At 67.3% G+C, this 25,877-nt stretch carries 30 protein-coding genes; 26 read left to right on the top strand and 4 right to left on the bottom strand.

All coding sequences use genetic code 11. The features are described from left to right. The first annotated feature begins 28 nt into the window (after positions 1–28). The 3 genes from lgt (at position 29) to AZSP09_RS10540 (ending at position 2,647) form a co-directional block, all read left to right on the top strand. The gene (lgt, locus tag AZSP09_RS10550; protein WP_152090002.1) at positions 29–814 is read left to right on the top strand and encodes a prolipoprotein diacylglyceryl transferase; all 786 of its coding nucleotides are present in this window, start codon (positions 29–31) and stop codon (positions 812–814) included. A 61-nt stretch (positions 815–875) separates the two neighbouring features. Next, positions 876–2,204: a malonyl-CoA decarboxylase gene (locus AZSP09_RS10545; protein ID WP_152090001.1), complete on the top strand. Its 1,329-nt coding sequence runs from the start codon at positions 876–878 to the stop codon at positions 2,202–2,204. A gap of 38 nt (positions 2,205–2,242) precedes the next feature. After that, positions 2,243–2,647 carry a hypothetical protein gene (locus AZSP09_RS10540; RefSeq protein ID WP_152090000.1) on the top strand — a complete coding sequence of 135 codons (405 nt, stop codon included), beginning with the start codon at positions 2,243–2,245 and terminating at the stop codon, positions 2,645–2,647. A 124-nt stretch (positions 2,648–2,771) separates the two neighbouring features. Here AZSP09_RS10540 and AZSP09_RS10535 read toward each other — a convergent pair whose 3' ends face one another. Continuing rightward, positions 2,772–4,292 (bottom strand): helicase HerA-like domain-containing protein, encoded by a 1,521-nt coding sequence (locus AZSP09_RS10535; RefSeq protein ID WP_152089999.1) that lies wholly within the window; start codon positions 4,290–4,292, stop codon positions 2,772–2,774. Positions 4,293–4,360: 68 nt separating this feature from the next. Here AZSP09_RS10535 and AZSP09_RS10530 point away from each other — a divergent pair, with 68 nt between their 5' ends. Then, a complete protein-coding gene (locus tag AZSP09_RS10530; RefSeq protein ID WP_014235604.1) occupies positions 4,361–5,086 on the top strand; it encodes a YebC/PmpR family DNA-binding transcriptional regulator in 726 nt (241 codons plus the stop codon). 72 nt (positions 5,087–5,158) lie between these two features. Continuing rightward, positions 5,159–6,016: a DMT family transporter gene (locus AZSP09_RS10525; protein ID WP_152089998.1), complete on the top strand. Its 858-nt coding sequence runs from the start codon at positions 5,159–5,161 to the stop codon at positions 6,014–6,016. On the opposite strand, the gene AZSP09_RS10520 is transcribed toward AZSP09_RS10525, so the two are convergent. After that, positions 6,013–6,483 (bottom strand): hemerythrin domain-containing protein, encoded by a 471-nt coding sequence (locus AZSP09_RS10520; protein ID WP_172974745.1) that lies wholly within the window; start codon positions 6,481–6,483, stop codon positions 6,013–6,015. The two genes, AZSP09_RS10525 and AZSP09_RS10520, sit on opposite strands and share 4 nt — an antisense overlap. Before the next feature lie 219 nt (positions 6,484–6,702). Here AZSP09_RS10520 and ruvC point away from each other — a divergent pair, with 219 nt between their 5' ends. The 12 genes from ruvC to AZSP09_RS10460 all read left to right on the top strand — a co-directional run bounded on the left by ruvC (position 6,703) and on the right by AZSP09_RS10460 (position 15,331). Further along, positions 6,703–7,308, top strand: a complete 606-nt coding sequence (gene ruvC / locus AZSP09_RS10515) for a crossover junction endodeoxyribonuclease RuvC (protein ID WP_172974744.1) — start codon at positions 6,703–6,705, stop codon at positions 7,306–7,308. Continuing rightward, positions 7,305–7,889, top strand: a complete 585-nt coding sequence (gene ruvA, locus AZSP09_RS10510) for a Holliday junction branch migration protein RuvA (RefSeq protein ID WP_152089996.1) — start codon at positions 7,305–7,307, stop codon at positions 7,887–7,889. Before ruvC ends, ruvA begins: the two co-directional genes overlap by 4 nt. 74 nt (positions 7,890–7,963) lie before the next feature. Continuing rightward, positions 7,964–9,046, top strand: coding sequence for a Holliday junction branch migration DNA helicase RuvB (ruvB, locus tag AZSP09_RS10505; protein WP_014235599.1), 1,083 nt, complete (start codon positions 7,964–7,966; stop codon positions 9,044–9,046). 58 nt (positions 9,047–9,104) lie between these two features. Then, positions 9,105–9,530: a tol-pal system-associated acyl-CoA thioesterase gene (gene ybgC, locus AZSP09_RS10500; protein WP_152089995.1), complete on the top strand. Its 426-nt coding sequence runs from the start codon at positions 9,105–9,107 to the stop codon at positions 9,528–9,530. Beyond that, a complete protein-coding gene (tolQ, locus tag AZSP09_RS10495) occupies positions 9,527–10,204 on the top strand; it encodes a protein TolQ (RefSeq protein ID WP_014235597.1) in 678 nt (225 codons plus the stop codon). Before ybgC ends, tolQ begins: the two co-directional genes overlap by 4 nt. A 12-nt stretch (positions 10,205–10,216) precedes the next feature. Next, positions 10,217–10,615 carry an ExbD/TolR family protein gene (locus tag AZSP09_RS10490; protein WP_130459840.1) on the top strand — a complete coding sequence of 133 codons (399 nt, stop codon included), beginning with the start codon at positions 10,217–10,219 and terminating at the stop codon, positions 10,613–10,615. Positions 10,616–10,641: 26 nt separating this feature from the next. Further along, positions 10,642–11,442, top strand: a complete 801-nt coding sequence (locus AZSP09_RS10485) for an energy transducer TonB (RefSeq protein WP_232058783.1) — start codon at positions 10,642–10,644, stop codon at positions 11,440–11,442. Between the two features lie 94 nt (positions 11,443–11,536). Beyond that, entirely contained in the window at positions 11,537–12,820 is a 1,284-nt protein-coding gene (gene tolB, locus AZSP09_RS10480; RefSeq protein WP_172974743.1) for a Tol-Pal system beta propeller repeat protein TolB, read from the top strand. 39 nt (positions 12,821–12,859) lie between these two features. Next, on the top strand, positions 12,860–13,375 hold the full coding sequence (gene pal / locus AZSP09_RS10475; RefSeq protein ID WP_152089993.1) for a peptidoglycan-associated lipoprotein Pal: 516 nt from the start codon (positions 12,860–12,862) through the stop codon (positions 13,373–13,375). A gap of 2 nt (positions 13,376–13,377) precedes the next feature. After that, the gene (gene ybgF / locus AZSP09_RS10470) at positions 13,378–14,151 is read left to right on the top strand and encodes a tol-pal system protein YbgF (protein WP_152089992.1); all 774 of its coding nucleotides are present in this window, start codon (positions 13,378–13,380) and stop codon (positions 14,149–14,151) included. A gap of 115 nt (positions 14,152–14,266) precedes the next feature. Then, entirely contained in the window at positions 14,267–14,914 is a 648-nt protein-coding gene (gene queE, locus AZSP09_RS10465; RefSeq protein ID WP_152089991.1) for a 7-carboxy-7-deazaguanine synthase QueE, read from the top strand. A 45-nt stretch (positions 14,915–14,959) separates the two neighbouring features. Beyond that, positions 14,960–15,331 (top strand): PilZ domain-containing protein, encoded by a 372-nt coding sequence (locus AZSP09_RS10460; RefSeq protein WP_130459843.1) that lies wholly within the window; start codon positions 14,960–14,962, stop codon positions 15,329–15,331. Between the two features lie 107 nt (positions 15,332–15,438). On the opposite strand, the gene AZSP09_RS10455 is transcribed toward AZSP09_RS10460, so the two are convergent. Both AZSP09_RS10455 and cobU read right to left on the bottom strand, forming a co-directional pair. Further along, on the bottom strand, positions 15,439–15,891 hold the full coding sequence (locus AZSP09_RS10455) for a universal stress protein (RefSeq protein WP_014235589.1): 453 nt from the start codon (positions 15,889–15,891) through the stop codon (positions 15,439–15,441). A gap of 83 nt (positions 15,892–15,974) precedes the next feature. Further along, positions 15,975–16,553: a bifunctional adenosylcobinamide kinase/adenosylcobinamide-phosphate guanylyltransferase gene (gene cobU, locus AZSP09_RS10450; RefSeq protein ID WP_152089990.1), complete on the bottom strand. Its 579-nt coding sequence runs from the start codon at positions 16,551–16,553 to the stop codon at positions 15,975–15,977. A gap of 83 nt (positions 16,554–16,636) precedes the next feature. Between cobU and cobT the strand changes: the two genes are divergently transcribed. The 9 genes from cobT to AZSP09_RS10405 are packed head-to-tail and all read left to right on the top strand — an operon-like array spanning position 16,637 to position 25,877. Continuing rightward, on the top strand, positions 16,637–17,692 hold the full coding sequence (gene cobT / locus AZSP09_RS10445; RefSeq protein WP_152089989.1) for a nicotinate-nucleotide--dimethylbenzimidazole phosphoribosyltransferase: 1,056 nt from the start codon (positions 16,637–16,639) through the stop codon (positions 17,690–17,692). A gap of 10 nt (positions 17,693–17,702) precedes the next feature. Beyond that, positions 17,703–18,479, top strand: coding sequence for an adenosylcobinamide-GDP ribazoletransferase (locus AZSP09_RS10440; protein WP_152089988.1), 777 nt, complete (start codon positions 17,703–17,705; stop codon positions 18,477–18,479). After that, positions 18,464–19,033 carry a histidine phosphatase family protein gene (locus tag AZSP09_RS10435; RefSeq protein WP_172974742.1) on the top strand — a complete coding sequence of 190 codons (570 nt, stop codon included), beginning with the start codon at positions 18,464–18,466 and terminating at the stop codon, positions 19,031–19,033. Before AZSP09_RS10440 ends, AZSP09_RS10435 begins: the two co-directional genes overlap by 16 nt. 31 nt (positions 19,034–19,064) lie before the next feature. Further along, positions 19,065–20,168, top strand: a complete 1,104-nt coding sequence (gene rfaQ / locus AZSP09_RS10430; protein WP_152089986.1) for a putative lipopolysaccharide heptosyltransferase III — start codon at positions 19,065–19,067, stop codon at positions 20,166–20,168. Then, the gene (locus AZSP09_RS10425) at positions 20,165–21,304 is read left to right on the top strand and encodes a glycosyltransferase family 4 protein (RefSeq protein WP_152089985.1); all 1,140 of its coding nucleotides are present in this window, start codon (positions 20,165–20,167) and stop codon (positions 21,302–21,304) included. The genes rfaQ and AZSP09_RS10425 overlap by 4 nt, the downstream gene beginning before the upstream one ends. A gap of 39 nt (positions 21,305–21,343) precedes the next feature. Beyond that, positions 21,344–23,101 (top strand): lipid A export permease/ATP-binding protein MsbA, encoded by a 1,758-nt coding sequence (gene msbA / locus AZSP09_RS10420; RefSeq protein WP_152089984.1) that lies wholly within the window; start codon positions 21,344–21,346, stop codon positions 23,099–23,101. Beyond that, entirely contained in the window at positions 23,102–24,205 is a 1,104-nt protein-coding gene (locus AZSP09_RS10415) for a glycosyltransferase (RefSeq protein ID WP_152089983.1), read from the top strand. Then, positions 24,205–25,026 (top strand): polysaccharide deacetylase family protein, encoded by an 822-nt coding sequence (locus AZSP09_RS10410; protein WP_152089982.1) that lies wholly within the window; start codon positions 24,205–24,207, stop codon positions 25,024–25,026. Before AZSP09_RS10415 ends, AZSP09_RS10410 begins: the two co-directional genes overlap by 1 nt. After that, positions 25,023–25,877, top strand: coding sequence for a class I SAM-dependent methyltransferase (locus AZSP09_RS10405; protein WP_152089981.1), 855 nt, complete (start codon positions 25,023–25,025; stop codon positions 25,875–25,877). Before AZSP09_RS10410 ends, AZSP09_RS10405 begins: the two co-directional genes overlap by 4 nt.

Here is a 25,877-nt window from a genome sequence, read left to right as displayed (position 1 = left end):
GCCTTACGCCTCGCCTCCCGGTCTTTCCATGCTCATCCATCCCCAGTTCGATCCCGTCGCCGTATCCCTCGGCCCCCTGGCCGTGCGCTGGTACGGTCTCATGTACCTGGTGGCCTTCGCCGCCTTCTATTTCCTCGGGCGTCAGCGCATCCGGCGCCGGCCCGACGGCGGCTGGAGCCTGGAACAGCTCGACGACCTGCTCTTCTGGGGCGTCCTCGGCGTGGTCCTGGGCGGGCGTCTGGGCCAGGTGCTGTTCTACGAGCCGGGCTACTACTTCGCCAATCCGGCGGAAATCCTGGCGGTGTGGAAGGGCGGCATGTCCTTCCACGGCGGCTTCCTCGGCGTGCTGGTGGCCATGGCCTGGTGGGGGCGCAAGCACGGCAAGTCCTTCTTCACCGTCACCGACTTCATCGCCCCCCTGGTGCCCTTGGGTCTTGCTGCCGGGCGCATCGGCAATTTCATCAACGGCGAACTGTGGGGCCGGGTGGCCGACGCCAGCCTGCCCTGGGCCATGATCTTCCCCCAGGTGGACAGCCAGCCGCGCCACCCCTCCCAGCTCTACCAGGCCGGGCTGGAAGGGCTGTGCCTGTTCGTCCTGTTGTGGCTCTACTCCGCCAGGCCGCGGCCCACGGGTGCCGTCTCCGGCGTCTTCCTCATCGGCTACGGCGCCTTCCGCTTCATCGCCGAATACTTCCGCGAGCCCGATGCCGGCATCTTCGGCCACAGCTACGCCATCAGCATGGGCCAGTGGCTGTCCCTGCCCATGGTTGCCATCGGCGTCTTCATCCTGCTGCGGGCCCGGCGCCAGCCTTGACTTGCCGCGGGGCTTCTCTACCATCGGGGACACCCCCGCCGGAAGAACAAGGAGAAGCCCCATGGCCACCGCCCCCAGCAAAACCGCTGCCGCCCTGCCAGCCAAACAGCTGGCCCGCATCCGCGAACAACTGAAGGAATGCGCCGCCAGCCTGGGCGGCGAAGTCTCCGCCCGGGCCCGGGCCGCCCAATTGGCGGAAACCTACCTCGGTCTGGACGATGGGGGCCGCCACGAATTCCTGCGCCTCATCGCCCTGGAGTTCGGCCCCGATCCCAAGCGCGTCGCCACCGCCCACAGCGCCTACCAGCAGGCCGTCGGCAGCCCCGCCCAGTGGGATGCGGAAGCCGCCCTGCGGGCCGCCATGCGCTCTTCCCGCATCCGCATCCTGACCCAGTTCAATGCCATTCCCCAGGGCGTGAAATTCCTGGTGGACCTGCGGGCCGACCTGCTGCGCTTCCTGGACAAAGACCCGGAACTGAAGGCCCTGGACCGGGAGCTGGAGAACCGTCTCACCTCCTGGTTCGACGTCGGCTTCCTGGAAATTTCCCGCCTCACCTGGCAGGCCCCGGCGGCCCTGCTGGAAAAGCTGATCCAGTACGAAGCGGTGCACGAGATCCGCTCCTGGAAGGACCTGAAGAACCGCCTCGACTCGGACCGGCGCTGCTACGCCTTCTTCCACCCGCGCATGCCGGTGGAGCCCCTCATTTTCGTCGAAGTGGCCCTGGTCAATAAGCTCTCCGACTCGGTGCAGCACCTGCTGGACGAGGACGCCCCCACCGCCGACCCGCACCGGGCCGACACCGCCATCTTCTATTCCATCTCCAACACCCAGGTCGGCCTGCGCGGTGTCTCCTTCGGCAACTTCCTCTTGAAGCGGGTGATCGACGACCTCAAGCGGGACTTCCCCCGCCTCAAGACCTTCGCCACCCTTTCACCCCTGCCGACCCTGCGCCTGTGGGCCGACCGCAACCCGGAAGCGTTCTCCGCCTGCTTCGCGCCCGACCTGGCCAAGATCGCCAAGCAGGCCGGCATCGAACCCGATGCCGACGCCCTGCGGGCCCTGCTACCCAAGGGAGAATGGGCTGCAGATGCCCGTCTGGCGCGCCTTATCGAGCCGGGCCTGGTGCGCCTGGCCGCCCGCTACCTGCTCACCGGCAAGTCCGGCGACAAGCCCTTCGACCCGGTGGCCCGTTTCCACCTGGGCAACGGCGCCCGGGTGGAGCGCCTCAACTTCCTCGCTGACACCGCCGCCAAGGGCTTCAAACAGTCCTACGGCATGATGGTGAACTACCTGTACGAACCAGACGACCTGGAAGCCAACGTGGACGCCTTCGTCCGCGAAGGCCGCCTGGCGGCGGTGGCGGCAGTGAGGCATGCGGCGAAGGGGTAGAGATTTTTCGCTAACTAAACAAAAAGCAGAGGTTCTTGGTGAATTTGAGTGCCCAACTTAAGTTGCTTGCAAACGGGATTAATCCGGAGACAGGCGAGGTTTTGGAACGTGAGTCACTGGTGCATAAACCTGAGGCAATACGCATGCTGTTTGCTCTGGCTGAAGAACTTTTGGTTGATGAGAAACCTAAGACCAAGAAGCCTAAGCTGACTTTAGACGAGCGCCGTGAGAAAAATATCGAAGAAGGTCGGCCACCCAAATCCCACTTTCCGTGGGAAGAAGAGGAAAAAGCTAAATTAGCTAATGATTTTAAGAGTCTTGCCGATATAGGAGCACTGTCCTCCCGCTTTGAGCGCTCCCCTCTCGCAATTGCAGTTCAGCTGCAGAGAATGGAGTTGCTTTCGGAAGAGGTGGTCGAGTTGTACCGGCAACAACACCACTAAAAACTTGAAGTCGAAAATTTAAGCCCCGCCTGGTTTTAGCGAAGGCGGTGGGGAGAAGGAGAAAGGCCCCTCGTCGTTTCCTACGCGGGGCTTTTCTCTGTGTCTTTTGTGGCTAACCCGCAGCTCAACGTCGCCGGCTCCCACTCCCCCCCAGAATCGACCCCAGCACCCCGCGGATGATCTCCCGGCCGATCTGGGAGCCGATGGCGCGGGCGGCGCTCTTGGCGACGGTGGTGAGGACGGAGTCGCTCTGGCGGCCGCGGGTGCTTTGGCCGCCGCCCAGCACATCCCCCAGCACGCCGCCGAAAAGGCCGCCGCCATTGGCTTGCGGGGCAGGGGAGGAGGGCGCCGGTTGGGCCTGGGCGGGCGGTGCGGTGCGGCCCTTGAGGATTTCGTAGGCCGATTCCCGATCCACCGCCTGTTCGTAGTGGCCGTACAGAACGGAATCGCGGACGGCCTGCTGGCGCTCCTCGGCGCTCAAGGGGCCGATGCGGGAGGCGGGGGGCAGGATGAAGGCCCGTTCCACCACGTTGGGCCGGCCTTTTTCGTCCAGGCAGGAGACCAGGGCTTCGCCGACACCCAGTTCGGTGATGGCTGCCTCGGCGTCGAAGGCCGGGTTGGCGCGCAGGGTCTGGGCGGCGGATTTGACGGCCTTCTGGTCCCGCGGGGTGAAGGCGCGCAGGGCGTGCTGCACCCGGTTGCCGAGCTGGCCGAGGACGGTGTCGGGAATGTCCAGGGGGTTCTGGGTGACGAAGTACACGCCGACGCCCTTGGAGCGGATCAGGCGCACCACCTGTTCCACCTTTTCCAGCAGGGCCGGTGGGGCTTCGTTGAAGAGCAGGTGGGCCTCGTCGAAGAAGAACACCAGCTTGGGCTTTTCCAGGTCCCCCACTTCCGGCAGGTGCTCGAACAGTTCGGCCAGCAGCCATAGCAGGAAGGTGGCATAGAGGCGGGGCGCGCCCATCAGCTTGTCCGCTGCCAGGATGTTCACCACGCCCTTGCCATTGTCGGTCTGCATGAGGTCGGCGATGTCCAGCATGGGCTCGCCGAAGAAGCTGTCGCCGCCCTGTTCGCCCAGGGTCAGGAGGGCGCGCTGGATGGCGCCGATGGAGGCGGCGGAGACGTTGCCGTACTCGCTGGTGAATTCCTTGGCGTGCTCGCCCACGTGCTGCACCATGGCCCGCAGGTCCTTCAGGTCCAGCAGCATCAGGCCCTGGTCGTCGGCGATCTTGAACACCAGCTGCAGCACCCCGCTCTGGGTGTCGTTGAGGTTGAGCAGGCGGGCCAGCAGCAGGGGGCCCATGTCGGAAATGGTGGCCCGCACCGGGTGGCCCTGCTGTCCGAAGACGTCCCAGAAGACGGTGGGGAAGGACGTCGGGGTCCAGTCGGTGACGCCCAGGTGGTGCAGCCGCTCCTCCAGCTTGGGCGAGGTCTTGCCGGCGGCGGCCAGGCCCGAGAGGTCGCCCTTGGCGTCGGCCAGGAAGACGGGCACGCCGATGCTGGAGAAACGCTCCGCCAGCACCTGCAGGGTGATGGTCTTGCCGGTGCCGGTGGCGCCGGTGATGAGGCCGTGGCGGTTGGCCAGGGCGGGCAGGAGAGCCAGGTCGGTGGCGGCGTGGCGGGCGATGACTAGGGGCTGGGCCATGAGTGGGGTCCGGTGGCTATGCTAGAATTGTCCGATTCTATCAACAGTTTTTCGCTACGAGGTTAGCCATGGCCGGACACTCCAAATGGGCCAATATCCAGCACCGCAAGGGCCGTCAGGACGCCAAGCGGGGCAAGGTCTTCACCAAGCTGATCAAGGAAATCACCGTCGCCGCCAAGATGGGCGGGGGCGATCCGGCCATGAATCCGCGCCTGCGCCTGGCCATGGAAAAGGCCAAGGGCGAATCCATGCCCAAGGACAACATCGACAACGCCATCAAGCGCGGCACCGGCCAGCTGGAAGGCGTCAGCTATGAGGAAATCCGCTACGAAGGCTACGGCATCGGCGGCGCCGCGGTGATGGTGGACTGCCTCACCGACAACCGGGTGCGCACCGTGGCCGATGTGCGCCACGCCTTCAACAAGTACGGCGGCAACATGGGCACCGAAGGCTGCGTTTCCTTCCAGTTCAAGCACTGTGGCCAGATGCTGTTCGCCCCGGGCGCCGACGAGGCCGCCATCATGGATGCGGCCATTGAGGCCGGTGCCGACGACATCATCACCAACGACGACGGCTCCATCGAAGTGCTGACCCCGCCCAACGACCTGCTGAACGTGCAGGAAGCCCTGGAAAAGGCCGGCTTCAAGCCCGAGATGGCGGAAGTGACCATGAAGGCCCTGAACGAATCCGAACTGACCGGGGAAGACGCCCAGCGCATGCAGAAGCTGATCGACGCCCTGGAGTCCCTGGACGACGTGCAGGAGGTTTACACCTCCGCCGTGATGGACGAATAATCAGCCCGGTCTGCTTTTGTTCCCCCGAGAAAGCGGCGCCTGGCGCCGCTTTTTCTTTTGTCGCGAGGCCTCGTGCGCAAGTTCCTGCCCTTTCTCTTCGTGCTGCTGTGGAGCACCGGCTTCATCGGCGCCAAGTACGGCCTGCCCTATGCGGAGCCCCTGACCTTCCTCAGCGCCCGCTATCTCCTGGTGCTCGGACTGATGCTGCCGGTGGCCCTTGTATTTCGCGCCTCCTGGCCTGCCACCCGCCAGGAATGGCTGCACATCGGCTTCTCCGGGGTGCTGCTGCACGCGGTCTATCTCGGCGGCGTCTTCATGGCCATCCAGCGCGGTCTGCCGGCCGGCATCACCGCCCTGGTGGTGGGCATGCAGCCCCTGCTGACCGCCCTGGGGGCCGGCTGGCTGCTGGGGGAGGCGGTCAGCCGGCGTCAGTGGCTGGGTCTGGTGCTGGGCCTGAGCGGCGTGGCGCTGGTGGTTTCCGGCAAATTCGGCAGCCAGCCCCTGGCCGAGCTGCTACCGGCCATCGTTCCGGCCCTGGTGGCCCTGCTCGGCATCACCCTGGGCACCCTGTACCAGAAGCGCTTCTGCCCTGCCTTCGACCTGCGTTCCGGCGCCGTCATCCAGTTCCTGCCGACAGCGGTGCTGACCCTGCTGGTGGCCGGCGCCAGCGAGAGCCAGGAAATCGCCTGGAGCGGCACCTTCGTCTTCGCCCTGCTGTGGCTGGTGCTGGTGCTGTCGGTGGGCGCCATCAGCCTGCTCAACGTGCTCATCCGCAGCGGCAGCGCCGTCAATGTGGCCAGCCTGTTCTACCTGACGCCGCCCACCACCGCCCTCATCGCCTGGGCCGCCTTTGGCGAAACCCTCTCCGGCCCGGCCCTGGCGGGCATGGGGCTGGCCGTGGCGGGCGTGTACCTGGCGCGGCGGGCCTAGGCGGTGTACAGGGGGTAGAGGGTCGCTTCCTCGCGCTGGATGCGCTCCACCAGCACCTTGCCGACGCCGGCCAGTTCATCGACGAAGGCCGGGGCCAGCCCCGGCTCGGCGGCCAGGTTCTGGTACTTGCGCAGGAAGGCGGCCAGGGCCTTGCCGATGCCGTCCATCTCCTGGCGGAACTCGTGGATCAGGGCGAAGCTGGAGGGATCGCCGGCCAGCTGGTGCTCCAGGTAGATGTAGAGGCGCACATTCTCGGTCAGCAGATGGCCCTGCAGCCGTACCCGGAATTTTTCCAGCAGCGAGGCGGCCTCCGTCAGGTTGCCCTGGGCGGCGGCGCTCTGGATGGCGCCGAAGGCCTGCAGCAGCACCAGGTGCTCGTCGGTGAGCTGGTGCACCAGAGCCGGATGGTAGTGAATCTGGGTTCCCGGCGCCGGGCCGCTGCGGGCGGCCGGAACCGGCTCGGGCATGGGCGGGGCCTCGGGGGCGGGGGGCGGCGGTGAATCGCCAAAGATTTTGCGTAACAGTGACATGGTTCTCCCTCCTGCGACGGTGTGGACACAGGGAATTGGTTTTTATGCCTGCCAATTTGGGCGGGAGTCCATGACGAATCCTTAACCCGTGTCAAATTTCGGGCCTGCGCTCCCGTCGGGCGCGACAGGCGGCGTCCGCCCCCTTAGAATGCTGCCATGTCCGCCATCCCCCCCGTCTCCGCCAAGCCGAATGCCGCCGCCGCACCCGTGCCGGTGCGCATCCTCGGCATCGACCCGGGGCTGCGTTGCACCGGCTTCGGCCTCATCGACAAGCTGGGCAACAAGCTGGCCTACGTCAGCAGCGGCTGCATCCGCACCGACGACACCCGCACCCTGCCGGAGCGCCTGGAGGTGATCTACCAAGGCATCCGGGAAATCGTCGCCGCCCACGGCCCGGCCCAGGCGGCGGTGGAAAAGGTCTTTGTGAACGTCAATCCCCAGTCCACCCTGCTGCTGGGCCAGGCCCGCGGCGCCGCCATCACCGCCCTGGTGTCCACCGGCCTGCCGGTGGGCGAGTACACCGCCCTGCAGGTGAAGCAGGCGGTGGTGGGCAACGGCAAGGCGGCCAAGGAACAGGTGCAGCACATGGTCAAGCGCCTCCTCAGCCTGCCCGGTGATCCGTCCGCCGACGCCGCCGATGCCCTGGCCTGTGCCATCGCCCACGCCCACGGCGGCCAGGGGCTGGGCCACATCGCCACCGCCGGCCTGCGGGTGCGCGGCGGCCGCCTGATGGAAGCCCCCAATCCAAGGAAGAGAACATGATCGGAAGACTCACCGGCCTCCTGGCCGAAAAGAATCCCCCCCAGGTGGTCCTGGACGTGCAGGGCGTCGGCTACGAGGTGGATGTGCCCATGAGCACCTTCTACAACCTGCCGGGCAACGGCGACAAGGTGACCCTGCTGACCCACTTCGTGGTGCGGGAGGACGGCCATTTCCTTTTCGGCTTTCTCACCGAGGCGGAGCGTTTCGCCTTCCGCCAGCTGATCAAGATTTCCGGCGTCGGCCCGCGCATGGCCCTGGCCATTCTTTCCGGCCTTTCCGTCAGCGATCTGGCGGCGGCCATCTCCCGCCAGGAGGCCGGCCGCCTGACCAAGGTGCCGGGCATCGGCAAGAAGACTGCCGAGCGCCTGCTGCTGGAACTGAAGGACAAGCTGGCCCCGGTGGTGGGCGGCGGGGCCGCTGCGGCCCTGGTGGTGCACGACGACCAGTCGGACATCCTCAATGCGCTGCTGGCCCTGGGCTACAACGAGCGGGAAGCCGCCGCCGCCCTCAAGCAGTTGCCCGCCGGCAGCGGCGTTTCGGACGGCATCCGCCAGGCCCTCAAACTGCTGGCCAAGCCCTGAGGGGGCGGCGGGAGTAAAATGGCGGCTTACCGGGCCTCGCCCGCCGCACTTTCCAGGCTCACTCCAGGCTTTCCATGATCGAAACCGATTCCTTTGATTCCTCCTTCGACGCCGACGCCGGCCGTCTCATCGGCGCCGAGAGCAAGTCGGCCCAGGAGGAAGCCATCGAGCGCGCCCTGCGGCCCAAGCGCCTGGCGGATTACGTCGGTCAGGCCAAGATTCGGGAGCAGCTCTCCATCTTCATCCACGCCGCCAAGCGACGCAGCGAGGCCCTCGACCACGTCCTGCTGTTTGGCCCGCCGGGCCTGGGCAAGACCACCCTGGCCCACATCGTGGCCGCCGAGATGGGCGTCAATCTGCGCCAGACCTCGGGGCCGGTGCTGGAGCGGGCCGGCGACCTGGCCGCCATCCTGACCAACCTGGAACCGCACGACGTGCTGTTCATCGACGAAATCCACCGTCTCAGTCCGGTGGTGGAGGAAATCCTCTACCCGGCCCTGGAGGATTTCCAGATCGACATCATGATCGGCGAGGGTCCGGCGGCCCGCTCGGTGAAGCTGGACCTGCCGCCCTTCACCCTGGTGGGCGCCACCACCCGGGCCGGCATGCTGACCAACCCCCTGCGGGACCGTTTCGGCATCGTCGCCCGGCTGGAGTTCTACAACGCCCAGGAACTGACCCACATCGTCACCCGCTCGGCCCAGCTGCTCAACGTGGCCATCGAGCCGGAAGGGGCCCTGGAGATCGCCCGCCGCTCCCGCGGCACGCCCCGCATCGCCAACCGCCTGCTGCGCCGGGTGCGGGACTACGCCGAGGTCAAGGCCGACGGCATCATCACCCGGGAGGTGGCCGACGCCGCCCTTTCCATGCTGGACGTGGACCACGGCGGCCTGGACCTGATGGACCGCAAGCTGCTCTCTGCCGTGATCGACAAGTTCGCCGGCGGTCCGGTGGGGGTGGACAACCTGGCCGCCGCCATCGGCGAGGCCCGGGACACCATCGAGGACGTGCTGGAACCCTACCTGATCCAGCAGGGCTACCTGCAGCGCACCCCCCGGGGCCGCATCGCCACCCCGGCCATCTACCGCCACCTGGGGCTGGAGGCGCCCGGCACCCCGGCCGCCACGCCCGACCTGTGGTCCCCCAAGGAGCAATGAGGACGGCTGTTACAGACTGTCATCGTCCCCAGGCCCCGAGCCGCCTAGAATTACGCCCATGAGCCATCCTGCCGACCACGCCTTCACCATTCCGGTCCGCGTCTATTACGAGGACACGGATGCGGGCGGCGTGGTCTACTACGCCAACTACCTGCGCTTTTTCGAGCGCTGCCGCACCGAATGGCTGCGCAGCATCGGCCATCACCAGGTGGACCTGCTGGCGGAGCAGGGCGTCGCCTTCGTCGTCCGTTCCGTCAGTTGCGACTACCTGCGGCCGGCCCGGCTCGACGACCTGCTGACTATCGGCCTGACCGTGGAAAAGCTCGGCCGTGCCCAGATCACCTTCCGCCAGTTCGCCCGTCGCCACGGCAGCGACGACGACCTGGTGAGCGGTACCGTCCAGATCGTTTGTGTCAAGCTGGACGCCATGAAAACCACCCCCATTCCCGAATTCCTGCGCGAGAAACTGGAAGCCCTGCAATGAACGTCACCCAAGACCTCTCCATCCTTTCCCTCATCACCCAGGCCAGCGCCGTCGTCCAGGTCGTCATGGCCCTGCTGGCCGGCGTCTCCTTCATGTCCTGGTACTACATCTTCCGCAAGCTCTACGCGGTGAAGAATGCGCGCAACCAGACCGAGCAGTTCGAGCGGGACTTCTGGAGCGGCGGCGACCTCAACCGCCTCTACCAGAACGCCGTCGAGCAGCGCCACGACACCGGCGCCATGGAGCGGGTGTTCGAGGCCGGCTTCCGGGAATTCACCAAGCTGCGCAACCAGAAGAACTTGGAAGCCAAGGACGTGGTGGACGGCTCCCGCCGCGCCATGCGCGCCACCTACCAGCGGGAGATCGACGACCTGGAATCCCACCTGGCCTTCCTCGCCTCCGTCGGCTCCGTCTCTCCCTACATCGGCCTCTTCGGCACCGTGTGGGGCATCATGCATGCCTTCCGCGGCCTCTCCAACGTGGGCCAGGCGACCCTGGCTTCCGTCGCTCCCGGTATTGCCGAAGCCCTGGTGGCCACGGCCATCGGCCTCTTTGCCGCCATCCCCGCGGTGCTGGCCTACAACCGCTTCGCTCACGACATCGACCGCCTCTCCACCCGCTTCGAGAGCTTCATGGAAGAGTTCTCCAACATCCTGCAGCGGCAGATGCGTTAAGGGGCCGGAGCCATGCGTCCGCGTCGCCTTAAAAACGAAATCAACGTCGTTCCCTACATCGACGTCATGCTGGTGCTGCTGGTCATCTTCATGGTGGCCACGCCCATGATGCAGACCGGCTCGGTGGACCTGCCCTCCACCGGCAAGTCCTCCGCCGTGCCGGAAAATCCCTACCGGGTCATGGTCAAGGCCGACGGCAGCATTGCCGTGCAGGATGCCCGGGGCAAGGAAAAATCCATCGACCGCCGCCAGCTCAACGACCTGCTGGCCACCGAGCTGGAGGCCAACCCGGAACTGCCGGTGCTGGTGGTGGGCGACAAGGCCGCCCGCTACGACGCCGTGCTTGAGGTCCTGGACCAGATCAAGCTGCAGAACATCAAGCGGGTCGGCCTGGAGACCGTGCGCAAGTGAGTTCCCCGATGAAAGCCGGAACGGACATGCCCTTCGAACGGCGGGCGGAGCCGGGCAAGCGCAAGGCCCTGATCCTGGCGATCCTGGTGCACCTGCTGCTGGCCATCTTCCTCTTCTTCGGCATCCGCTGGCAGACCAAGCACGAGGCGGTGGAGGTCGAGCTGTGGAGCGACGTGCCCCAGGGCGCCTACAAGCCGCCCCCGCCGCCGCCGGAACCGAAGCCCGTGCCCAAACCGGAGCCGAAGCCCGAACCCAAGCCCGAGGTGAAACCGGACCCGAAGCCGGCGCCCAAGCCCGACATCGTGCTCAAGGAAGAGAAGAAAAAGCCGGAGCCGAAAAAGGAAGAGCCGAAACCCGAACCCAAGAAGGAGGAGAAGAAGCCCGAGACTCCCGACTGGCAGAAGGAACTGGAACGGGACCAGCGGGACCTCAAGCAGCGCCAGCGTGAGCAGGCCCTGAAGGAGCAGCTGAGCCGGGAAATGAACATGCAGCAGGCTGCCGGCAAGGAGGCTGCCGCCGCCTCTTCCCGCAGCAAGGGCTTGGCTTCCTACGTGGACAAGATCCGCGCCAAGGTGCGGGGCAACCTGGGCTTCGTCAGCGTCAGCGGCAATCCCACGGCCAAGTTCCTGGTGACCCAGCTGCCCAGCGGCGAGATCATCAGCGCCCGCATGACACGTTCCAGCGGCGTGCCGGCCTACGACAGCGCCGTCGAACGGGCCATCATGAAGTCCTCGCCCCTGCCCCTGCCCGACGACAAGTCGGCTTTCCACCGGGAACTGGAGCTGACCTTCTGTCCCCAGGAAGGGACTTCCGGCTGCTCCCCCTGATTCTTTGTCATTCCCCCTTACGTTACCTTTCGTTACGCGGCAGCGTCGGGGGCTTTGGGTATAATCGGACCTTTTTCCGGCCCAGGTTTCTTCAATGACCGTGATTGCGCGCTATTTTTCCCGGGTTCTGCTCGGCTTGTCCCTGCTTGCCGCCCTGGGGGGCGCCCACGCCCAGCTAGCCATTGAAATCACCGGTGCCGGCGCCCATCGCCTGCCCATCGCCATCGCCGACTTTGCCGGCGAACCGGGCTACTCCCGGGCCCTGACCTCGGTCATCCGCGCCGATCTGGAGCGTTCCGGCCTGTTCCGTCTGGTGGAGCCGGGGCCGACCCCCATCAGCGAAAACGACAACGTGGATTTCGGCGCCTGGAAGAACAAGGGCGCCGACGCCTTCGTCGGCGGCAGCCTGGTGGCCGATGCCGGCGGCAAGTTCGAAGCCCGTTTCCGCCTCTACGACGTTTCCAAGCAGGCCTCCCTGGGCGGCGTCGCCTTCGTCACCACCCCCAACATGCTGCGCGCCGCCGGCCACCGCATCGCCGACTACATCTACGAGAAACTGATCGGCGAAAAGGGCTACTTCTCCACCCGCATCGCCTACGTGGTCAAGCAGACCGGCCGCTACGAACTGCAGATCGCCGATGCCGACGGCCAGAATGCCCAGCCGGCCCTGGTTTCCAAGGAGCCCATCATTTCCCCCGCCTGGTCGCCCGATGGCGGCCGTCTGGCCTACGTCTCCTTCGAGAACAAGAAGCCGGTGGTGTACGTGCATACCCTGGCCACCGGCCGGCGTACCGTGGTGGCCAACTTCAAGGGCTCCAACTCGGCGCCCGCCTGGGCCCCGGACGGCCGCCGCCTGGCGGTGACCCTGTCCAAGGACGGCGGCTCCCAGATTTATCTGGTCAATGCGGACGGCTCCGGTGCCCAGCGCCTGATGAGTTCCTCCTCCATCGATACCGAACCCCAGTTCTCGCCCGATGGCGAAAGCATCTACTTCACCTCCGACCGGGGCGGCGCCCCCCAGATCTACCGGGTTTCCGTCGGCGGCGGTGCGGCCCAGCGCGTCACCTTCGACGGCTCCTACAACGTTTCCCCCCGCCTCTCGCCGGATGGCCGCAGCATGGCCTTCATCTCCCGCAACGGTGGCCGCTTCCAGCTGGCCATCATGGACCTGGCGAGCAAGCAGGTGCAGATCCTCACCGATTCCCACAAGGATGAATCCCCCAGTTTCGCTTCCAATGGCCGCATGATCCTGTTCGCCACGGAAATGGGCGGGCGGGGCGTCCTTTCCGCTGTTTCGTCCGATGGTCGGGTCAAGCAGCGCCTTTCCGTCTCCGCCGGCGATGTTCGCGAACCGGCGTGGGGCCCTTACCTGAAGTAACGCGACGCAGCACCCATTTACCCCTAGGAGTACCGAAACATGCGCAAACTGGCTCTTCCCGCTCTCATCGCTTCCCTCTTCGTGCTGGCCGGCTGCGGCAGCCAGCCCGCCGCCCCGGAACAGTCCGGCGCCGGCGTCGAAAACCGTAGCGCCACTGCCACCGGCGTCGGCGGCGGCGATGTGGGCATGAAGCCCTACAACGATCCGAAGAACGTCCTCTACAAGCGCAGCGTGTACTTCGACTACGACAAGTTCGACATCAAGCCCGAGTACAAGGAACTGGTCGCCGCCCACGCCAAGTATCTGGCCGCCAACAAGGGCACCAAGATCCTGATCCAGGGCAACACCGACGAACGCGGCTCCCGCGAGTACAACCTGGCCCTGGGTCAGAAGCGTTCCGACGCCGTGAAGAAGGCCCTCTCCCTGCTGGGCGTGCGTGAAGATCAGCTGGAATCCGTGAGCCTGGGCGAAGAAAAGCCGAAGGCTGAAGGCAACGACGAGGCTGCTTACGCCGAAAACCGTCGCGCCGACATCCTCTACAGCGGCGAGTTCTAAGCATGATGCGCCGGCTCGTTCCCTCGGCGGCGCTTCTGGCAGCCCTCTGGGTGGCCGGGCCGGCACACGCCGGCCTCTTCGACGACGAAGAGGCCCGGCGCCAGATCAACGATCTCAAGGCCCAGACCACCGAGCGTCTGGACACGGCGTCCAGGGCCCAGATCGAACTGTCCAACCAGATCGAGTCCATGCGCTCCGAAATGGCCAAGCTGCGCGGCCAGGTGGAAGTGCTGACCTACGAACTGGAGGCAGCGCAAAAACGCCAGAAGGATTTCTACATCGACCTGGACACCCGCCTGCGCAAGCTGGAAGGTCCCTCCGCTCCCGGCGCCGCCAATCCGCCGGCCGGGGAAGAGGGCGCTCCCGCCGCCGCGGCAGCTCCGGCGCCCGCCAAGTCGGACCCGGCCCAGGAAGCGAAGGAATACGAAGCGGCCCTCAACCAGTTCAAGGCCGGCAAGTACAAGGAAGCCGCCGGCGCCCTGGAGGCCTTCGTCAAGAATCATCCCGCCAGTACCCTGGCGCCGTCGGCCCAGTACTGGCTGGGCAACAGCCATTTCGCCCAGCGCGACTGCAAGAAGGCCATCGAGGTGCAGAATGCCCTGGTGGCCAAGTGGCCGGAAAGCCCCAAGGCTTCCGACGCTCTGCTCAACGCCGCCACCTGCCAGCAGGAACTGGGCGACGCCAAGGGCGCGCGCAAGACCCTGGAAACCCTGGTGGCCAAGTACCCCAGCAGCCAGGCCGCCGAATCGGCCCGCCAGCGGCTGAAGAAGAAGTAGGCGCCGGCAGCATCGGCGCAGGTCATGCGGGGAACGGCTGACGTTCCCCGTTGTCTTTTGCAGCGCCCCTTTTGCCGAACCGGCCCAATCGATAGCCCTTTTCCCGCCGCCGCCCATGACCGCTCCGACGCTGAAAATCAGCGAAATTTTCTACTCCCTGCAGGGGGAAACCTCCCGTACCGGCCTGCCCACGGTCTTCGTGCGTCTCACCGGCTGCCCCCTGCGCTGCGTCTGGTGCGACACCGCCTATTCCTTCTCCGGCGGCACCCTGATGAGCCTGCCGGCGATCCTGGCCGAAGTGGCGCGTCACCCCACCAAGCGGGTCTGCGTCAGCGGCGGCGAACCCCTGGCCCAGAAGAACTGCCTGCCCCTGCTTACCGCCCTGTGCGATGCGGGCTGTGACGTTTCCCTGGAAACCAGCGGCGCCCTGGATGTCTCTGGCGTCGATCCCCGGGTGTCGAAAATCGTGGACCTGAAGGCGCCGGGCTCCGGCGAGGTGGAGCGCAACCTGTGGTCCAACCTGGAGTACCTGACGCCCCACGACGAGCTGAAGCTGGTGCTGGCCGACCGGGCCGACTACGACTGGGCCGTGGCCCAGTTGCGCCAGCATGGCCTGATTGGCCGCTGTCCCATCCTCATGGCGCCGGTACAGGGCAGCCTGGAGCCGGGCACCCTGGCCGACTGGATTCTCGCCGACGGCCTGCCGGTGCGCCTGCAGGTGCAGTTGCACAAGCTGCTTTGGGGTAACATGCGAGGGAAATAAGGGCGCCCGGCCAACCCCTGGCGGCGCCCCAGCGAGGAGACTCCCATGAGCCAGGAACGCCGTCATTTCAGCCGCATCCATTTCCTCAGCAACGCCTACCTGACCACCGCCAGCGGCGGCCGCCACATCGGCGAAATCCGCGACCTCTCCCTCAAAGGGGCGCTGGTGGCCATGGCCTCGGGCTGGCAGGGCCGCTCCGGCGAAGGCTGCAAGCTGGAGATTCCCCTCAACCACAGCGATGCGGTAGTGATCATGGAAGGCCACCTGGCCCACGTGGGCGACAACAACACGGTGGGCATCCGCTGCGAATCCATCGACCTGGACAGCATCAGCCACCTGCGCCGCCTGGTGGAACTGAACCTGGGCGACCCGGAGCTGCTCAACCGGGAACTATCGGCCCTGGTCAGCCACGACTGATCCCCGCCCGAGTTCTTCCCAGCCAAGATTTCCCTGCCAAGAAAAAAGGCCGGATGCCCTTTCGGGTATCCGGCCTTTTTGTTTTGCGGCAGTTCTTGGGTGAGCGCTTACTCGCCCCGTACCAGCAGGATGGAGCAGGAGGCGCGGCGCACCACGCGCTCGGCCACGCTGCCGACGAAATAGCGTTCCAGGCCGCGGCGGCCGTGGGTGCCCAGGATCAGCAGATCGGCCTTCCAGGCTTCGGCGGTGTCCGCCAGGATGTCGGAAACGTGCTTCTTCTCCGAATCCACCACCTTCAGTTCGGGCTCGATGCCGGCGGCCCGGGCGGTGGCGGCGGCCTTCTCCAGGAAGGCCCGGGCGGCGGTGCGCAGTTGGGATTCCACTTCGCCGATGGGGGTGGGGGCCAGGCTCTCCACATTGGAGCGGGCCAGGATGGTTTCGTCGATGGCGTGGGCGATGCAGAGGGCGGCACCGTGGGCCTTGGCCAGGGAGGCCGCCTCGGCCAGGACCCGCTGGGTCATGAAGCTGTCGTCGATGGCGACCAGGATGCGCTTGTACATGGGTGAATCTCCCCGGGACGTTGGATTGTTGGGCGCCAAGATACACCGGCCCCGGGGGGCGGCGAAACGGGGATTTTCCCTAATCAGGCGGCGCTGCCGCCAGGGCTCTTGAGGCTCAGGGGCAGGCCGGCGGCCACCAGGGTGACCCGCTCGCAGGCGGCGCCGACCCGCTGATTGAGGCGCCCCTGCTCGTCGCCGAAGAGGCGGGAGACCGGATGCATGGGCACGATGCCCCAGCCCACCTCGTTGGAGACCAGGATGATGCGGCCGGGCAGGGTCGGCAGGAGCTCCACCAGGGCCTGGGTCTGGCCCTGCAGCAGGGGGCAGTGCACCGCCTCGCCGGCTTCGGCCTGGCGCGCCGCGTCGCCGGCAAAGAGCAGGTTGGACAGCCACAGGGTCAGGCAATCCACCAGCAGGCAGCGCTGGGGCGAGGCTTCCCGGGCCAGCAGGGCGGCCAGTTCCAGTGGCTCCTCGCGCAGGCCCCAGTAGGCGGGACGGCGCTCCCGGTGGTGGGCGATGCGGCGGGCCATTTCCCCGTCCCGGGACTGGGCCGTGGCCACGTAGACCACTTCCAGGCCGCTGGCGGCGGCCCGTTGTTCGGCCAGGGCGCTCTTGCCGGAGCGGGCGCCGCCGATGATCAGTTCGCGCAGGGCTTTTTCCATGGGCGAGAGGGTAGCACAGGGGCGGGGCGGCTTCGGGGCGGCGGGTATAATGGCCGGCTTCACTTCCCCTCGCGTGCCGCCCCATGTCCCTGCCCGACTTCCAGATTGCCGCTCCCTCTGTCGACATCCTGCCGGCCCTGCGCCACAAGATCGATACCAAGACCAAGCCCGTGGGCGCCCTGGGCCAGCTGGAAAACCTGGCCCTGCTGATCGGCCTGATCCAGCAGAGCCTGACGCCGGCGGTGCGGCAGCCGGAAGTGATCGTCTTCGCCGGCGACCACGGCGCCGCCAAGGCCGGCGTTTCCGCCTATCCCCAGGACGTGACCTGGCAGATGGTGGAGAACTTCCTCGCTGGCGGCGCCGGCATCAACGTCTTCGCCCGCCTCAACGGTGTCGCCCTGACCGTGGTGGATGCGGGCGTGGCCCACGATTTCGCTCCCCGGGAAGGGCTGCTGTCGGCCAAGATCGGCCCCGGCACCGCCAACTACCTGGAAGGGGCCGCCATGAGCGCCGCCCAGCGGGATGAGGCCATCGCCGCCGGCGCCGCTGCGGTGCGGGCCGCCGCTGCCCGGGGCTGCAACGTCATCGGCTTCGGCGAGATGGGCATCGGCAACACCGCCGCCGCCTCCCTCATGACCCACTGCCTGACCGGCGCCAGCCTGCCCGAATGCGTCGGCCGCGGCACCGGGCTGGACGACGCCGGCCTCTCCCGCAAGCGCAACCTGCTGGCCCAGGCCATGACCCGCTATCGCCAGGCCGGCGGCGGCGACGACGCCCTGGAGGTGCTGGCCCAGTTCGGCGGCTTCGAGATCGCCCAGATGGTGGGGGCCTTCCTGGCCGCCGCCGAAGCCAAAATGCTGATCCTGGTGGACGGCTTCATCGTCACCTCGGCCCTGCTGGTGGCGGCCCGCCTGCAGCCGGAGGTGCTGGGCTACTGCGTCTTCTGCCACAACTCGGCCGAGCCCGGCCATCGCGCCCAGCTCGAGCACTTCGGCGCCACCGCCCTGCTGGACCTGGGCCTGCGCCTGGGCGAAGGCACCGGCGCCGCCCTGGCCCTGCCCCTGGTGCGGGCCGCCGTGGCCTTCCTCAACGAAATGGCCAGCTTCGAGTCGGCCGGCGTCAGCGACAAGGGCGTCTGAGATCGTGGCCATGGGCTGCCTGCGCCGGGAGCTGGAATACTTCTTCGGTGCCCTGCGTTTCTTCACCCGCCTGCCGGTGCCGGCCTGGGTCGGCCATTCCAGCGAGGGTCTCAACCGGGCGGCCCGCTATTTCCCGGCGGTGGGCCTGCTGGTGGGCGCCATCGCTGCCCTGGCCTTTGCCCTGGCCGCCCTGGTGTGGCCCAAGGCTGTTGCCGTGCTGGCCGCCATGGCCGCCACCATCTACGTCACCGGCGCCTTCCACGAGGATGGCCTGTCGGACATGGTGGACGGCTTCGGCGGCGGCTGGGCCCGGGAGCAGGTGCTGACCATCATGAAGGACTCCCGGGTCGGCAGCTACGGCGTCGTCGCCATCGTCCTGGTGCTCCTGGGCAAGTTCCTGGCCCTTTTCGCCCTGCCTGGCGCGGCCCTGCCGGCGGCTCTGGTGGCCGGTCATGCCGTCTCCCGGGGGTGCGCCACGGTGCTGCTGAAAAGCCTGGATTACGTGCGCGAGGACCAGCTGGCCAAGGCCAAGCCCCTGGCCACCCGCATGGGCGCCGGCGAGCTGGCCCTGGCCCTGTGCTTCGCCCTGGCCGGCGTCGCCCTGCTTGCGCTCTATCTGCCTCCGGCCAACCTGGCCATGGCCCTGCTGCTGGCCGCCGCCTGCACCCTGTGGCTGGGCCGCCTGATGCGGCGGCGCCTGGGGGGCTATACCGGCGACTGCCTGGGCGCCACCCAGCAGGGCAGCGAACTGGCCTTCTACCTGGGGCTGCTGTGGACCTTTTTCTGATCCGCCATCCCCGGCCCCTGGTGGCCGAGGGCATCTGCTACGGCAGCACCGACCTGGCCCTGGCCGAACCTGCGGCTGTCGCGGCGGCCCGCCTGCGGCCCCTGCTGCCGACGGATGCGCCCCTCCATTCCAGCCCCCTGCGGCGCTGCCTCGAACTGGCCCGGGCCATCGGCCCGGAAGCAGCGACGGACGCCCGTCTCCAGGAGCTGCACTTCGGCCACTGGGAAGGACGGGCCTGGGACGACATCCACCGCCAGGACCCGGGCGTGCTGGACCGCTGGGCGGCGGACACGGCGAACGCCGCGCCCCACGGCGGCGAGACGGCAGCCCAGTTGCAGGCCCGGGCCCTGGCCTGGGTGGCGGAACAGGCCGCGGCCGGGGATGGGGAGCGGGCCCTGGTGGTGGTGACCCACAGCGGCGTGCTCAAGGCCCTCTTCGGCCACTGGCTGGGTCTGGCCCCGGCCGACTGGTTCCGCCTGCATTTCGACTATGCCGGCGTCAGCCGGGTGCAGCTGGATGCCCAGGGCGCCCGGGTGCGCTTCCTCAACCACTAAAAGGGCTGCGAAGCCGGTAAAATCCCGAGCCATGGCCGAAACCTATCTTCCCGATGCCGTTCCCCTCGACCAGGTACGCCGCGCCCTGGTGATCAAGCTGCGCCACCACGGCGACGTGCTGCTGTCAGCGCCGGTGTTCGCCGCCCTCAAGGCGGCGGCGCCCCAGGCCCACATCGACGCCCTGGTGTACCGGGACACGGCGGAGATGCTGAGCCAGCATCCGGCCATCGACACCGTGCACTGCATCGACCGGCAATGGAAGAAGCTTGGCCCCTGGGGCCACCTGCGGGCCGAATGGCAGCTGTTGCAGAGCCTGCGCCATCCCGGTTACGACCTGGTGATCCACCTCACCGACCATCCCCGGGGCGCCTGGCTGGCCCGGGCCGTCGGCGCCCGCTGGGCCGTGGGGCCCAAGGTCAGGGGCCGGGGCGGTTTCTGGCAGAACAGCTTCACCCATTTCGTCGGCGCTCCGGGCAATGCCCTGCGCCACACGGTGGAACGCAACCTGGACGCCCTGCGCCGCATCGGCCTCTATCCGGCGCCGGATCAGCGGCGCCTGTCCCTGGTGCCCGGCATGGAAGCGGAGCGCCGGGTGGGCCAGCTGCTGGCGGACCAGGGCCTGGGCGGCAAGCCCTTCGTGCATCTGCATCCCGCCTCCCGCTGGCGTTTCAAGTGCTGGACCGCGGAGGCCATGGCCGCCGTCATCAACGGCCTCCAGGCCGAGGGCTGGCCGGTGGTGATCTCCGCCGCGCCGGACCCGGCCGAGCGGGAGATGGTGGCCGCCATCCAGGCCGGCCTGGCCCGTTCCGCGGTGGACCTCTCCGGCCAGCTGAGCCTGAAGGAACTGGCGGCCCTGGCCGGCCGGGCCCGCCTCTTCATCGGCGTGGACTCGGCCCCCATGCACATCGCCGCCGCCATGGGCACGCCCGTGGTGGCCCTCTTCGGCCCTTCCGGCGACAAGGAGTGGGGCCCCTGGGGCGTGCCCTCCCGGGTCATCGTCAGCCAGGACCATCCCTGCCGCCCCTGCGGCATCGACGGCTGCGGCGGCGGCAAGGTCAGCGACTGCCTGGTCTCCCTGCCGCCGGCCATGGTGCTGGCCGCCGCCCGGGAACTGCTGGCGGAGCCTGCCGTTTGAAAATCGCCATCGTCCGTCAGCGCTACAACCCCTACGGCGGCGCCGAGCGCTTCGTCGAGCGGGCCCTGGGGGCCCTGGTGCAGGAGGGGGCCCAGGTCACCCTCATCACCCGCTCCTGGGATGGCGCCCCTGCTGCCGGCTTCGCCCAGATCACCTGCGATCCGCCCTATTCGCGCCTGTGGGGCGGCCGTGCCGCCCGGGATGCCTCCTTCGCCCGCTGCGCCCAGCAGGCCATGGCCGAGGGCGGCTTCGACATCACCCAGAGCCACGAACGCATTCCCGGCTGCCGCATTTTCCGCGCCGGCGACGGGGTCCATGCCGCCTGGCTGGAGCACCGGGCCCGGGCCCGGGGCGGCCTGACCCGCTGGCTGGACCGGCTCTCCGGCTTCCACCGCTACATCCTGGCCCAGGAGCGGGCCATGCTGACCCACCCGGCCCTGGCCCGGGTGATCTGCAATTCCCGCCTGGTGGCAGAGGAGATGCAGCGCTACTACGGGGTGCCGGAAGAAAAGCTGGTGCTGATCGAAAACGGGGTGGACCTGGAGCATTTCCACCCCCGCCTGGCCGCCGCCCACCGGGTGGAGCTGCGGGGCCGCCTCGGCATTGCGGCGGAGGCGCCCCTGTTTCTCTACGTCGGCGGCGGTTTCGAGCGCAAGGGCGTCCCCCGCCTGCTGCGGGCCTTCGCCGCCATGGCCAGCCAGGAGGCGCACCTGCTGGTCGTCGGCGGGGACCGCAGCCTGAAAGCCATGTCCCGCCTGGCTGACAGCCTTGGCATCGGCGAAAGGGTCGTCTTTACTGGTCCCCAGAAGGACGTGCGGCCCTATTACGGTGCCGCCGACGCCTTCGTCCTGCCCACCCTCTACGACCCCATGCCCAACGCCGCCCTGGAGGCCCTGGCCTGCGGCCTGCCCACCATCACCAGCACCAGCTGCGGCATCGCCACCCGTATCCGGGAGGGGGAGAACGGCTACGTGGGCGACGCCCTCGACCTGCCCCTGCTCACCCGCCACCTGGAAGCCCTGGCCGCACCGGGCCGGGCCGCCGCCATGCGGGATGCGGCCCGGGCCTCGGTGGCGGACCTCTCCCTCGCCGCCATGGCCGAGCGGCTGGTGGCACTTTACCGCAGCCTGGCCTAGCCGAACGGCTATAATCGAGGTTTCCTCATTTTCCTCATCATGTGTCGAAAAGACGTTAGCAGTCGCGCACTCTATTTCCGCCTGTTGGGCTATCTGCGCCCGTATTGGAAAGTCGCCCTGCTCTCCCTGGTGGCCACGGTGGTCCTGGCAGCCACGGAACCCCTATTCCCGGCCCTGATGAAGCCCCTGCTGGACAAAGGATTTGTTCCCGAGAGCGGTTTTGGCCATCCCTTGCTGATTCCACTTGGCATTGTCGGTGTCTTCATTCTGCGCAGTATTTTCAGTTTTTTTTCCTCCTACGGTTTTTCTTGGATATCCAACCAGGTAGTGACCGACATCCGGGAGGAAATGTACCGTCGCATGGTGCGTCTGCCCCTTAGTTACTTCCAGGCCAACGCCTCTAGTGTGCCCCTGACTAAGATCGCCTACGATGTGAACGGGGTTTCCAGCGCAGCCACCAATGTAGTGGTGACCGTGTTGCGGGATGGCCTGGGTGTGGTAGGTCTGCTGCTGTGGCTGCTGTGGCTCAACTGGCAGCTGACTCTGGTGTGCTTCGCACTGATTCCAGCCGTCGCCTGGGCCATGCGCACCTTTTCCTGGCGCCTGCGCCTTGCCAGTCGCGGTGCCCAAGAAGCTACTGCACTGATGGTGGAGTCCCTGCAGGAAACCTCCCACTGCGCCCGGGTGATCAAGGTCTTTGGCGGGGAGGAGCAGGAGGCCCAGCGCTTCTCCCGCATTAACTACCAGGTGCGCCGCCAGAACATGCGCCAAGCGGTGGCGGCGGCTGCCACCAGTCCCATCACCCACGTCTTCGCTTCCATCGCCCTGGCCGCGGTGGTCTACGTGGCCCTGATCCAGTCCAAGTCGGGACAGGCCTCGGTGGGGGATTTCGTTTCCTTCATCACCGCTCTGCTCATGCTGCTGGCGCCCCTGCGGCGCCTGGCCGATATCAACGCTCCCCTGCAGCGGGGGCTGGCGGCGGCGGAAAGCGTTTTCCATCTGCTGGACGAGAGACTCGAGGCAGACCAGGGAACAGTCGTCCCGGAGCGGGTGGAAGGTCGTATCGACTTTGAGGGTGTCGGTTTTCGCTATGTCGGAGCGGAGCGGGATGCTCTTGCCGACGTCAGTCTGTCCGTGGCTCCGGGCCAGACCGTGGCTCTGGTCGGTCAGTCCGGCGGGGGCAAGAGTACTCTGGCGACCCTAGTGCCGCGCTTCTATGCACCCGATAGGGGGCGCATCCTGTTGGACGGCATTGACCTTCAGCAGTATTCCCTGGCGGGCTTGCGTCGCCACATCGGCTACGTCAGCCAGGACGTGTTGCTGTTCAACGATACGGTCGCCGGCAATATCGCCTACGGGGCCATGCGGCAGGCTTCCCGGGAAGACATCCGAGCCGCCGCCCATGCCGCCCATGCACTGGAGTTCATCGAAGCGCTGCCCCAGGGTTTCGATACCCCCATCGGTGAGCACGGCACCCGGCTGTCCGGGGGACAGCGGCAGCGCCTAGCCATTGCCCGGGCCCTGCTGAAGAATGCCCCCATCCTCATCCTCGACGAAGCCACCTCGGCCCTGGACAACGAGTCTGAACGTGCGGTCCAGGCGGCCCTGGACACCCTCATGAAGGGGCGCACCACCCTAGTGATTGCCCATCGCCTGAGCACCGTGGAGAATGCGGACAAGATCGTGGTCCTCAGCCACGGCCGCGTCGCCGAAATGGGCACCCATGGGGAGTTGCTGGCCCGGAACGGCACCTATGCCAACCTGTACCGCATGCAGCGGGTGGAAGAGGGGCGCTAGATGAGCGGAGACGTCCTCACCGTCCTGCACAGCGAGTCCTCCCTGGGATGGGGGGGGCAGGAAAACCGCATCCTCAACGAGATGATCGGGCTCCGAGAACTGGGCCACCATTCCCTGGTGGTCTGCCGGCCCGGGGCTAGGCTGGCGGAGCGGGCCCGGGAGGCCGGTTTCCAGGCTTTCGAGGTGCCGATGCGCAATGCCCTGGACCTTGCCGCCGTGCTGCACCTGCGCTCACTGATGCGGCGCACCGGCACCCATATCGTCAATACCCACAGTGGCCGCGATACCCAGCTGGCCGGCATGGCGGCCCGCAGCCTGCTTGCCCGCCGGCCCCGGGTGGTGCGTACCCGCCACCTGGCGATGCCCATCACTTCCCGCTTCACCTACAGCATCCTGCCCGACCATGTGGTGACCGTCAGCGACTTCGTTGCCGGCTACCTGGTCCAGACCGGGGTGCCCGCCAGCCACATCACCACCGTACCCACCGGTATTGACCTGGAGCGCTACCAGCCAGACCCCACCGGCAGCACCCTGCGCAGCGAGTTGGGGCTGGCGGCGGACACGCCCCTGGTGGGGACGGTGGCGATCCTGCGGCGCAAGAAAGGGCATGCCGAACTGCTGGAGGAAGTGCCCCACATCCTTGCCCGGCATCCCCAGGCCCATTTTGTCTTTGCCGGCGACGGCCCCCAGAAGGAGAACCTGGAGCGGCGCGTCGCCGAACTGGGACTGGGAGCCCGGGTCCACCTCCTGGGCCTGCGCCGGGATGTGGTCAATGTGCTCCAGGCCCTCGATCTGTTTGTCCTGCCGACCCACCAAGAAGCCCTCGGTACTGCCTTCATCGAGGCGGCGGCCATGGGCGTGCCGGCGGTGGCGACGGCGGTGGACGGGGTGCCCGAGGCAGTGGTGGACGGTCAAACGGGCCTTCTCGTTCCTCCGGCAGATGGGGCCGCCCTGAGGTCCGCCATCGGCGACCTGTTGGCCGCTCCCGAGCGCCGCCGCGCCATGGGTGACGCTGCCCGGGAGCGGGCACGGCAGCATTTTTCCCGCCGTGCCATGGCTGCCGGCATGGTGGATGTTTACAACCGGCTCCTGGTTTTCGCCTGATGAAAAATTCCGCCGCCCTGCCCGTGCTCATGTACCACCACGTCAGCCCCAGCCCGGGGCTGGTGACCGTCTCCCCGGAAACCTTCCGCGACCACCTGGCCTGGCTCAAGGCCCAGGGTTACCGCAGCGTCGGCGCTGCCGACCTGGCTGCCTTCCTGGCAGGTCGGCCCCTGACTCCCAGGAGCGTGATGATCAGCTTCGACGATGGCTACCTGGATAACTATGTGTACGCCCATCCGGCCCTGGCGGAGTTCGGTTTCCAGGCCGTACTCTTTCTCATCACCGGCCGCATCGGCGACGGGCCGCCGCGGCCTTGTCAGGGCGAGGGAGAGCCCCTGCCACCCACCCCGGCCCACCGCCAGTGCATGACCTGCTGGGCGGAGGGTAGGGCGGACGAGGTCATGCTGCGCTGGAGCGAAGTGGAATGCATGGCGGCGGCGGGTACCTTCGAATTTCATTCCCATACCCACAGCCATACTCGCTGGGACCAGGTGGAAGCCAATCCCGAGCGGCGCCGGGAACTGCTGCGTCAGGACCTGGAAACGTCCCGGGCTACTCTGGCAGGTCGCCTGGGCAGTAACAGCCCCCACCTGTGCTGGCCCCAGGGCTATTACGACGACCAATATCGGCAGGTGGCGCGGGAAACCGGCTTTACCCATCTGTATACCGTGCGCCGGGGCACCAATGCCCGCCGTACTGATCCGCAGCACATCCGCCGGGTGGTGGTTAAGGACAAGCCTGCCCGGTGGCTGGGTAGCCGTCTGTGGGTCTACGGACATCCCCTGCTGGCCCGACTCTATACTGCGGTGCATCCCGAATGAGTCCCTCTCCTTCGCGCCATTTCGACCATTGTCCGGTGTGCGGCAACGCAACCTTGGAGGAAGTGGACCTCCGCGCCTCGCGCTGCCCAGATTGCGACTTGCTGCTGAACCGGGATACCGCTCCCCTGGATTACGCCGAGGGTGGCGGCCAGGCTGTCCCCGACGCCGGCAAGATGGCCTGGCGGCTGGAAAACGCCAAGCGTCGCCTGGCCATCATCGCGCCCCACCTGAAGGGGCACCGGGGCCTAGTGGACATCGGCTGCGGTTCCGGGGAAATGCTCCTGGCGGCGGCACCCCTGCTGCCCCAGCGGCTGGGGTTCGACACCAACCTGCCCCTCATCCGCCACATCCGGGAGCACTACGGTCTCGACGTCCGGGGCAAGCCTTTTCATGCCGAGGCACTGCCGGAACAACTGGCGGCGCTGCCCAAGGTATTCTCCCTGTCCCACGTCCTCGAGCATTTGTCGGACCCCAATGCCCTGCTGGGGGAAATCGTCCGCGCCATGGGCCCTGGCGACCTGCTCTACCTGGAGGTTCCCCTCCATAGCGGCCGTTCCTTCCAGGAACAGGGCTATGACTGGAATCTGTGGAACCACGAGCACCTTACCCTTTATTCCCTGGCCGCCCTGGCCCGTCTGACCCGCAACCACGACCTAGTGGAAGTGGACCGGGGCACCCGCATCTTTGCTCGGGGCTCCCACAGCGGCAAGACCCGCCTGCGCCTGCTGTTCCGCCAGCCCCTGGCCTGCCTGCGCACCCTGCTGACCAAGCCGTCCTACCTGAGCCTGGCCGATCTGCTGATCGCCGACTACGGCTACCTGGTGCTGTGCCGGCCCCCTGAGGGGGCTTGA

The sequence above is a fragment of the Azospira sp. I09 genome, from assembly GCF_009177135.1.
Classification (GTDB): domain Bacteria; phylum Pseudomonadota; class Gammaproteobacteria; order Burkholderiales; family Rhodocyclaceae; genus Azospira; species Azospira oryzae.
The sequence above is the reverse complement of the archived record's forward strand: the minus strand, read 5'-3'. Positions and strand labels throughout refer to the sequence as shown.

What these genes read in the sequence shown, in the direction of transcription:
- ybgC (WP_152089995.1), top strand. Translation starts at nt 9,105, where the DNA reads ATGAGCCATCCTGCCGACCACGCCTTCACCATTCCGGTCCGCGTCTAT.
- AZSP09_RS10535 (WP_152089999.1), bottom strand. Translation starts at nt 4,292, where the DNA reads ATGGCCCAGCCCCTAGTCATCGCCCGCCACGCCGCCACCGACCTGGCT.
- tolQ (WP_014235597.1), top strand. Translation starts at nt 9,527, where the DNA reads ATGAACGTCACCCAAGACCTCTCCATCCTTTCCCTCATCACCCAGGCC.
- cobU (WP_152089990.1), bottom strand. Translation starts at nt 16,553, where the DNA reads ATGGAAAAAGCCCTGCGCGAACTGATCATCGGCGGCGCCCGCTCCGGC.
- msbA (WP_152089984.1), top strand. Translation starts at nt 21,344, where the DNA reads ATGTGTCGAAAAGACGTTAGCAGTCGCGCACTCTATTTCCGCCTGTTG.
- AZSP09_RS10440 (WP_152089988.1), top strand. Translation starts at nt 17,703, where the DNA reads ATGGGCTGCCTGCGCCGGGAGCTGGAATACTTCTTCGGTGCCCTGCGT.
- pal (WP_152089993.1), top strand. Translation starts at nt 12,860, where the DNA reads ATGCGCAAACTGGCTCTTCCCGCTCTCATCGCTTCCCTCTTCGTGCTG.
- AZSP09_RS10530 (WP_014235604.1), top strand. Translation starts at nt 4,361, where the DNA reads ATGGCCGGACACTCCAAATGGGCCAATATCCAGCACCGCAAGGGCCGT.
- ruvB (WP_014235599.1), top strand. Translation starts at nt 7,964, where the DNA reads ATGATCGAAACCGATTCCTTTGATTCCTCCTTCGACGCCGACGCCGGC.
- ruvC (WP_172974744.1), top strand. Translation starts at nt 6,703, where the DNA reads ATGTCCGCCATCCCCCCCGTCTCCGCCAAGCCGAATGCCGCCGCCGCA.
- AZSP09_RS10405 (WP_152089981.1), top strand. Translation starts at nt 25,023, where the DNA reads ATGAGTCCCTCTCCTTCGCGCCATTTCGACCATTGTCCGGTGTGCGGC.
- AZSP09_RS10455 (WP_014235589.1), bottom strand. Translation starts at nt 15,891, where the DNA reads ATGTACAAGCGCATCCTGGTCGCCATCGACGACAGCTTCATGACCCAG.
- rfaQ (WP_152089986.1), top strand. Translation starts at nt 19,065, where the DNA reads ATGGCCGAAACCTATCTTCCCGATGCCGTTCCCCTCGACCAGGTACGC.
- lgt (WP_152090002.1), top strand. Translation starts at nt 29, where the DNA reads ATGCTCATCCATCCCCAGTTCGATCCCGTCGCCGTATCCCTCGGCCCC.
- tolB (WP_172974743.1), top strand. Translation starts at nt 11,537, where the DNA reads ATGACCGTGATTGCGCGCTATTTTTCCCGGGTTCTGCTCGGCTTGTCC.
- queE (WP_152089991.1), top strand. Translation starts at nt 14,267, where the DNA reads ATGACCGCTCCGACGCTGAAAATCAGCGAAATTTTCTACTCCCTGCAG.
- AZSP09_RS10485 (WP_232058783.1), top strand. Translation starts at nt 10,642, where the DNA reads ATGCCCTTCGAACGGCGGGCGGAGCCGGGCAAGCGCAAGGCCCTGATC.
- AZSP09_RS10520 (WP_172974745.1), bottom strand. Translation starts at nt 6,483, where the DNA reads ATGCCCGAGCCGGTTCCGGCCGCCCGCAGCGGCCCGGCGCCGGGAACC.
- AZSP09_RS10490 (WP_130459840.1), top strand. Translation starts at nt 10,217, where the DNA reads ATGCGTCCGCGTCGCCTTAAAAACGAAATCAACGTCGTTCCCTACATC.
- AZSP09_RS10545 (WP_152090001.1), top strand. Translation starts at nt 876, where the DNA reads ATGGCCACCGCCCCCAGCAAAACCGCTGCCGCCCTGCCAGCCAAACAG.
- cobT (WP_152089989.1), top strand. Translation starts at nt 16,637, where the DNA reads ATGTCCCTGCCCGACTTCCAGATTGCCGCTCCCTCTGTCGACATCCTG.
- AZSP09_RS10460 (WP_130459843.1), top strand. Translation starts at nt 14,960, where the DNA reads ATGAGCCAGGAACGCCGTCATTTCAGCCGCATCCATTTCCTCAGCAAC.
- ruvA (WP_152089996.1), top strand. Translation starts at nt 7,305, where the DNA reads ATGATCGGAAGACTCACCGGCCTCCTGGCCGAAAAGAATCCCCCCCAG.
- ybgF (WP_152089992.1), top strand. Translation starts at nt 13,378, where the DNA reads ATGATGCGCCGGCTCGTTCCCTCGGCGGCGCTTCTGGCAGCCCTCTGG.
- AZSP09_RS10410 (WP_152089982.1), top strand. Translation starts at nt 24,205, where the DNA reads ATGAAAAATTCCGCCGCCCTGCCCGTGCTCATGTACCACCACGTCAGC.
- AZSP09_RS10415 (WP_152089983.1), top strand. Translation starts at nt 23,102, where the DNA reads ATGAGCGGAGACGTCCTCACCGTCCTGCACAGCGAGTCCTCCCTGGGA.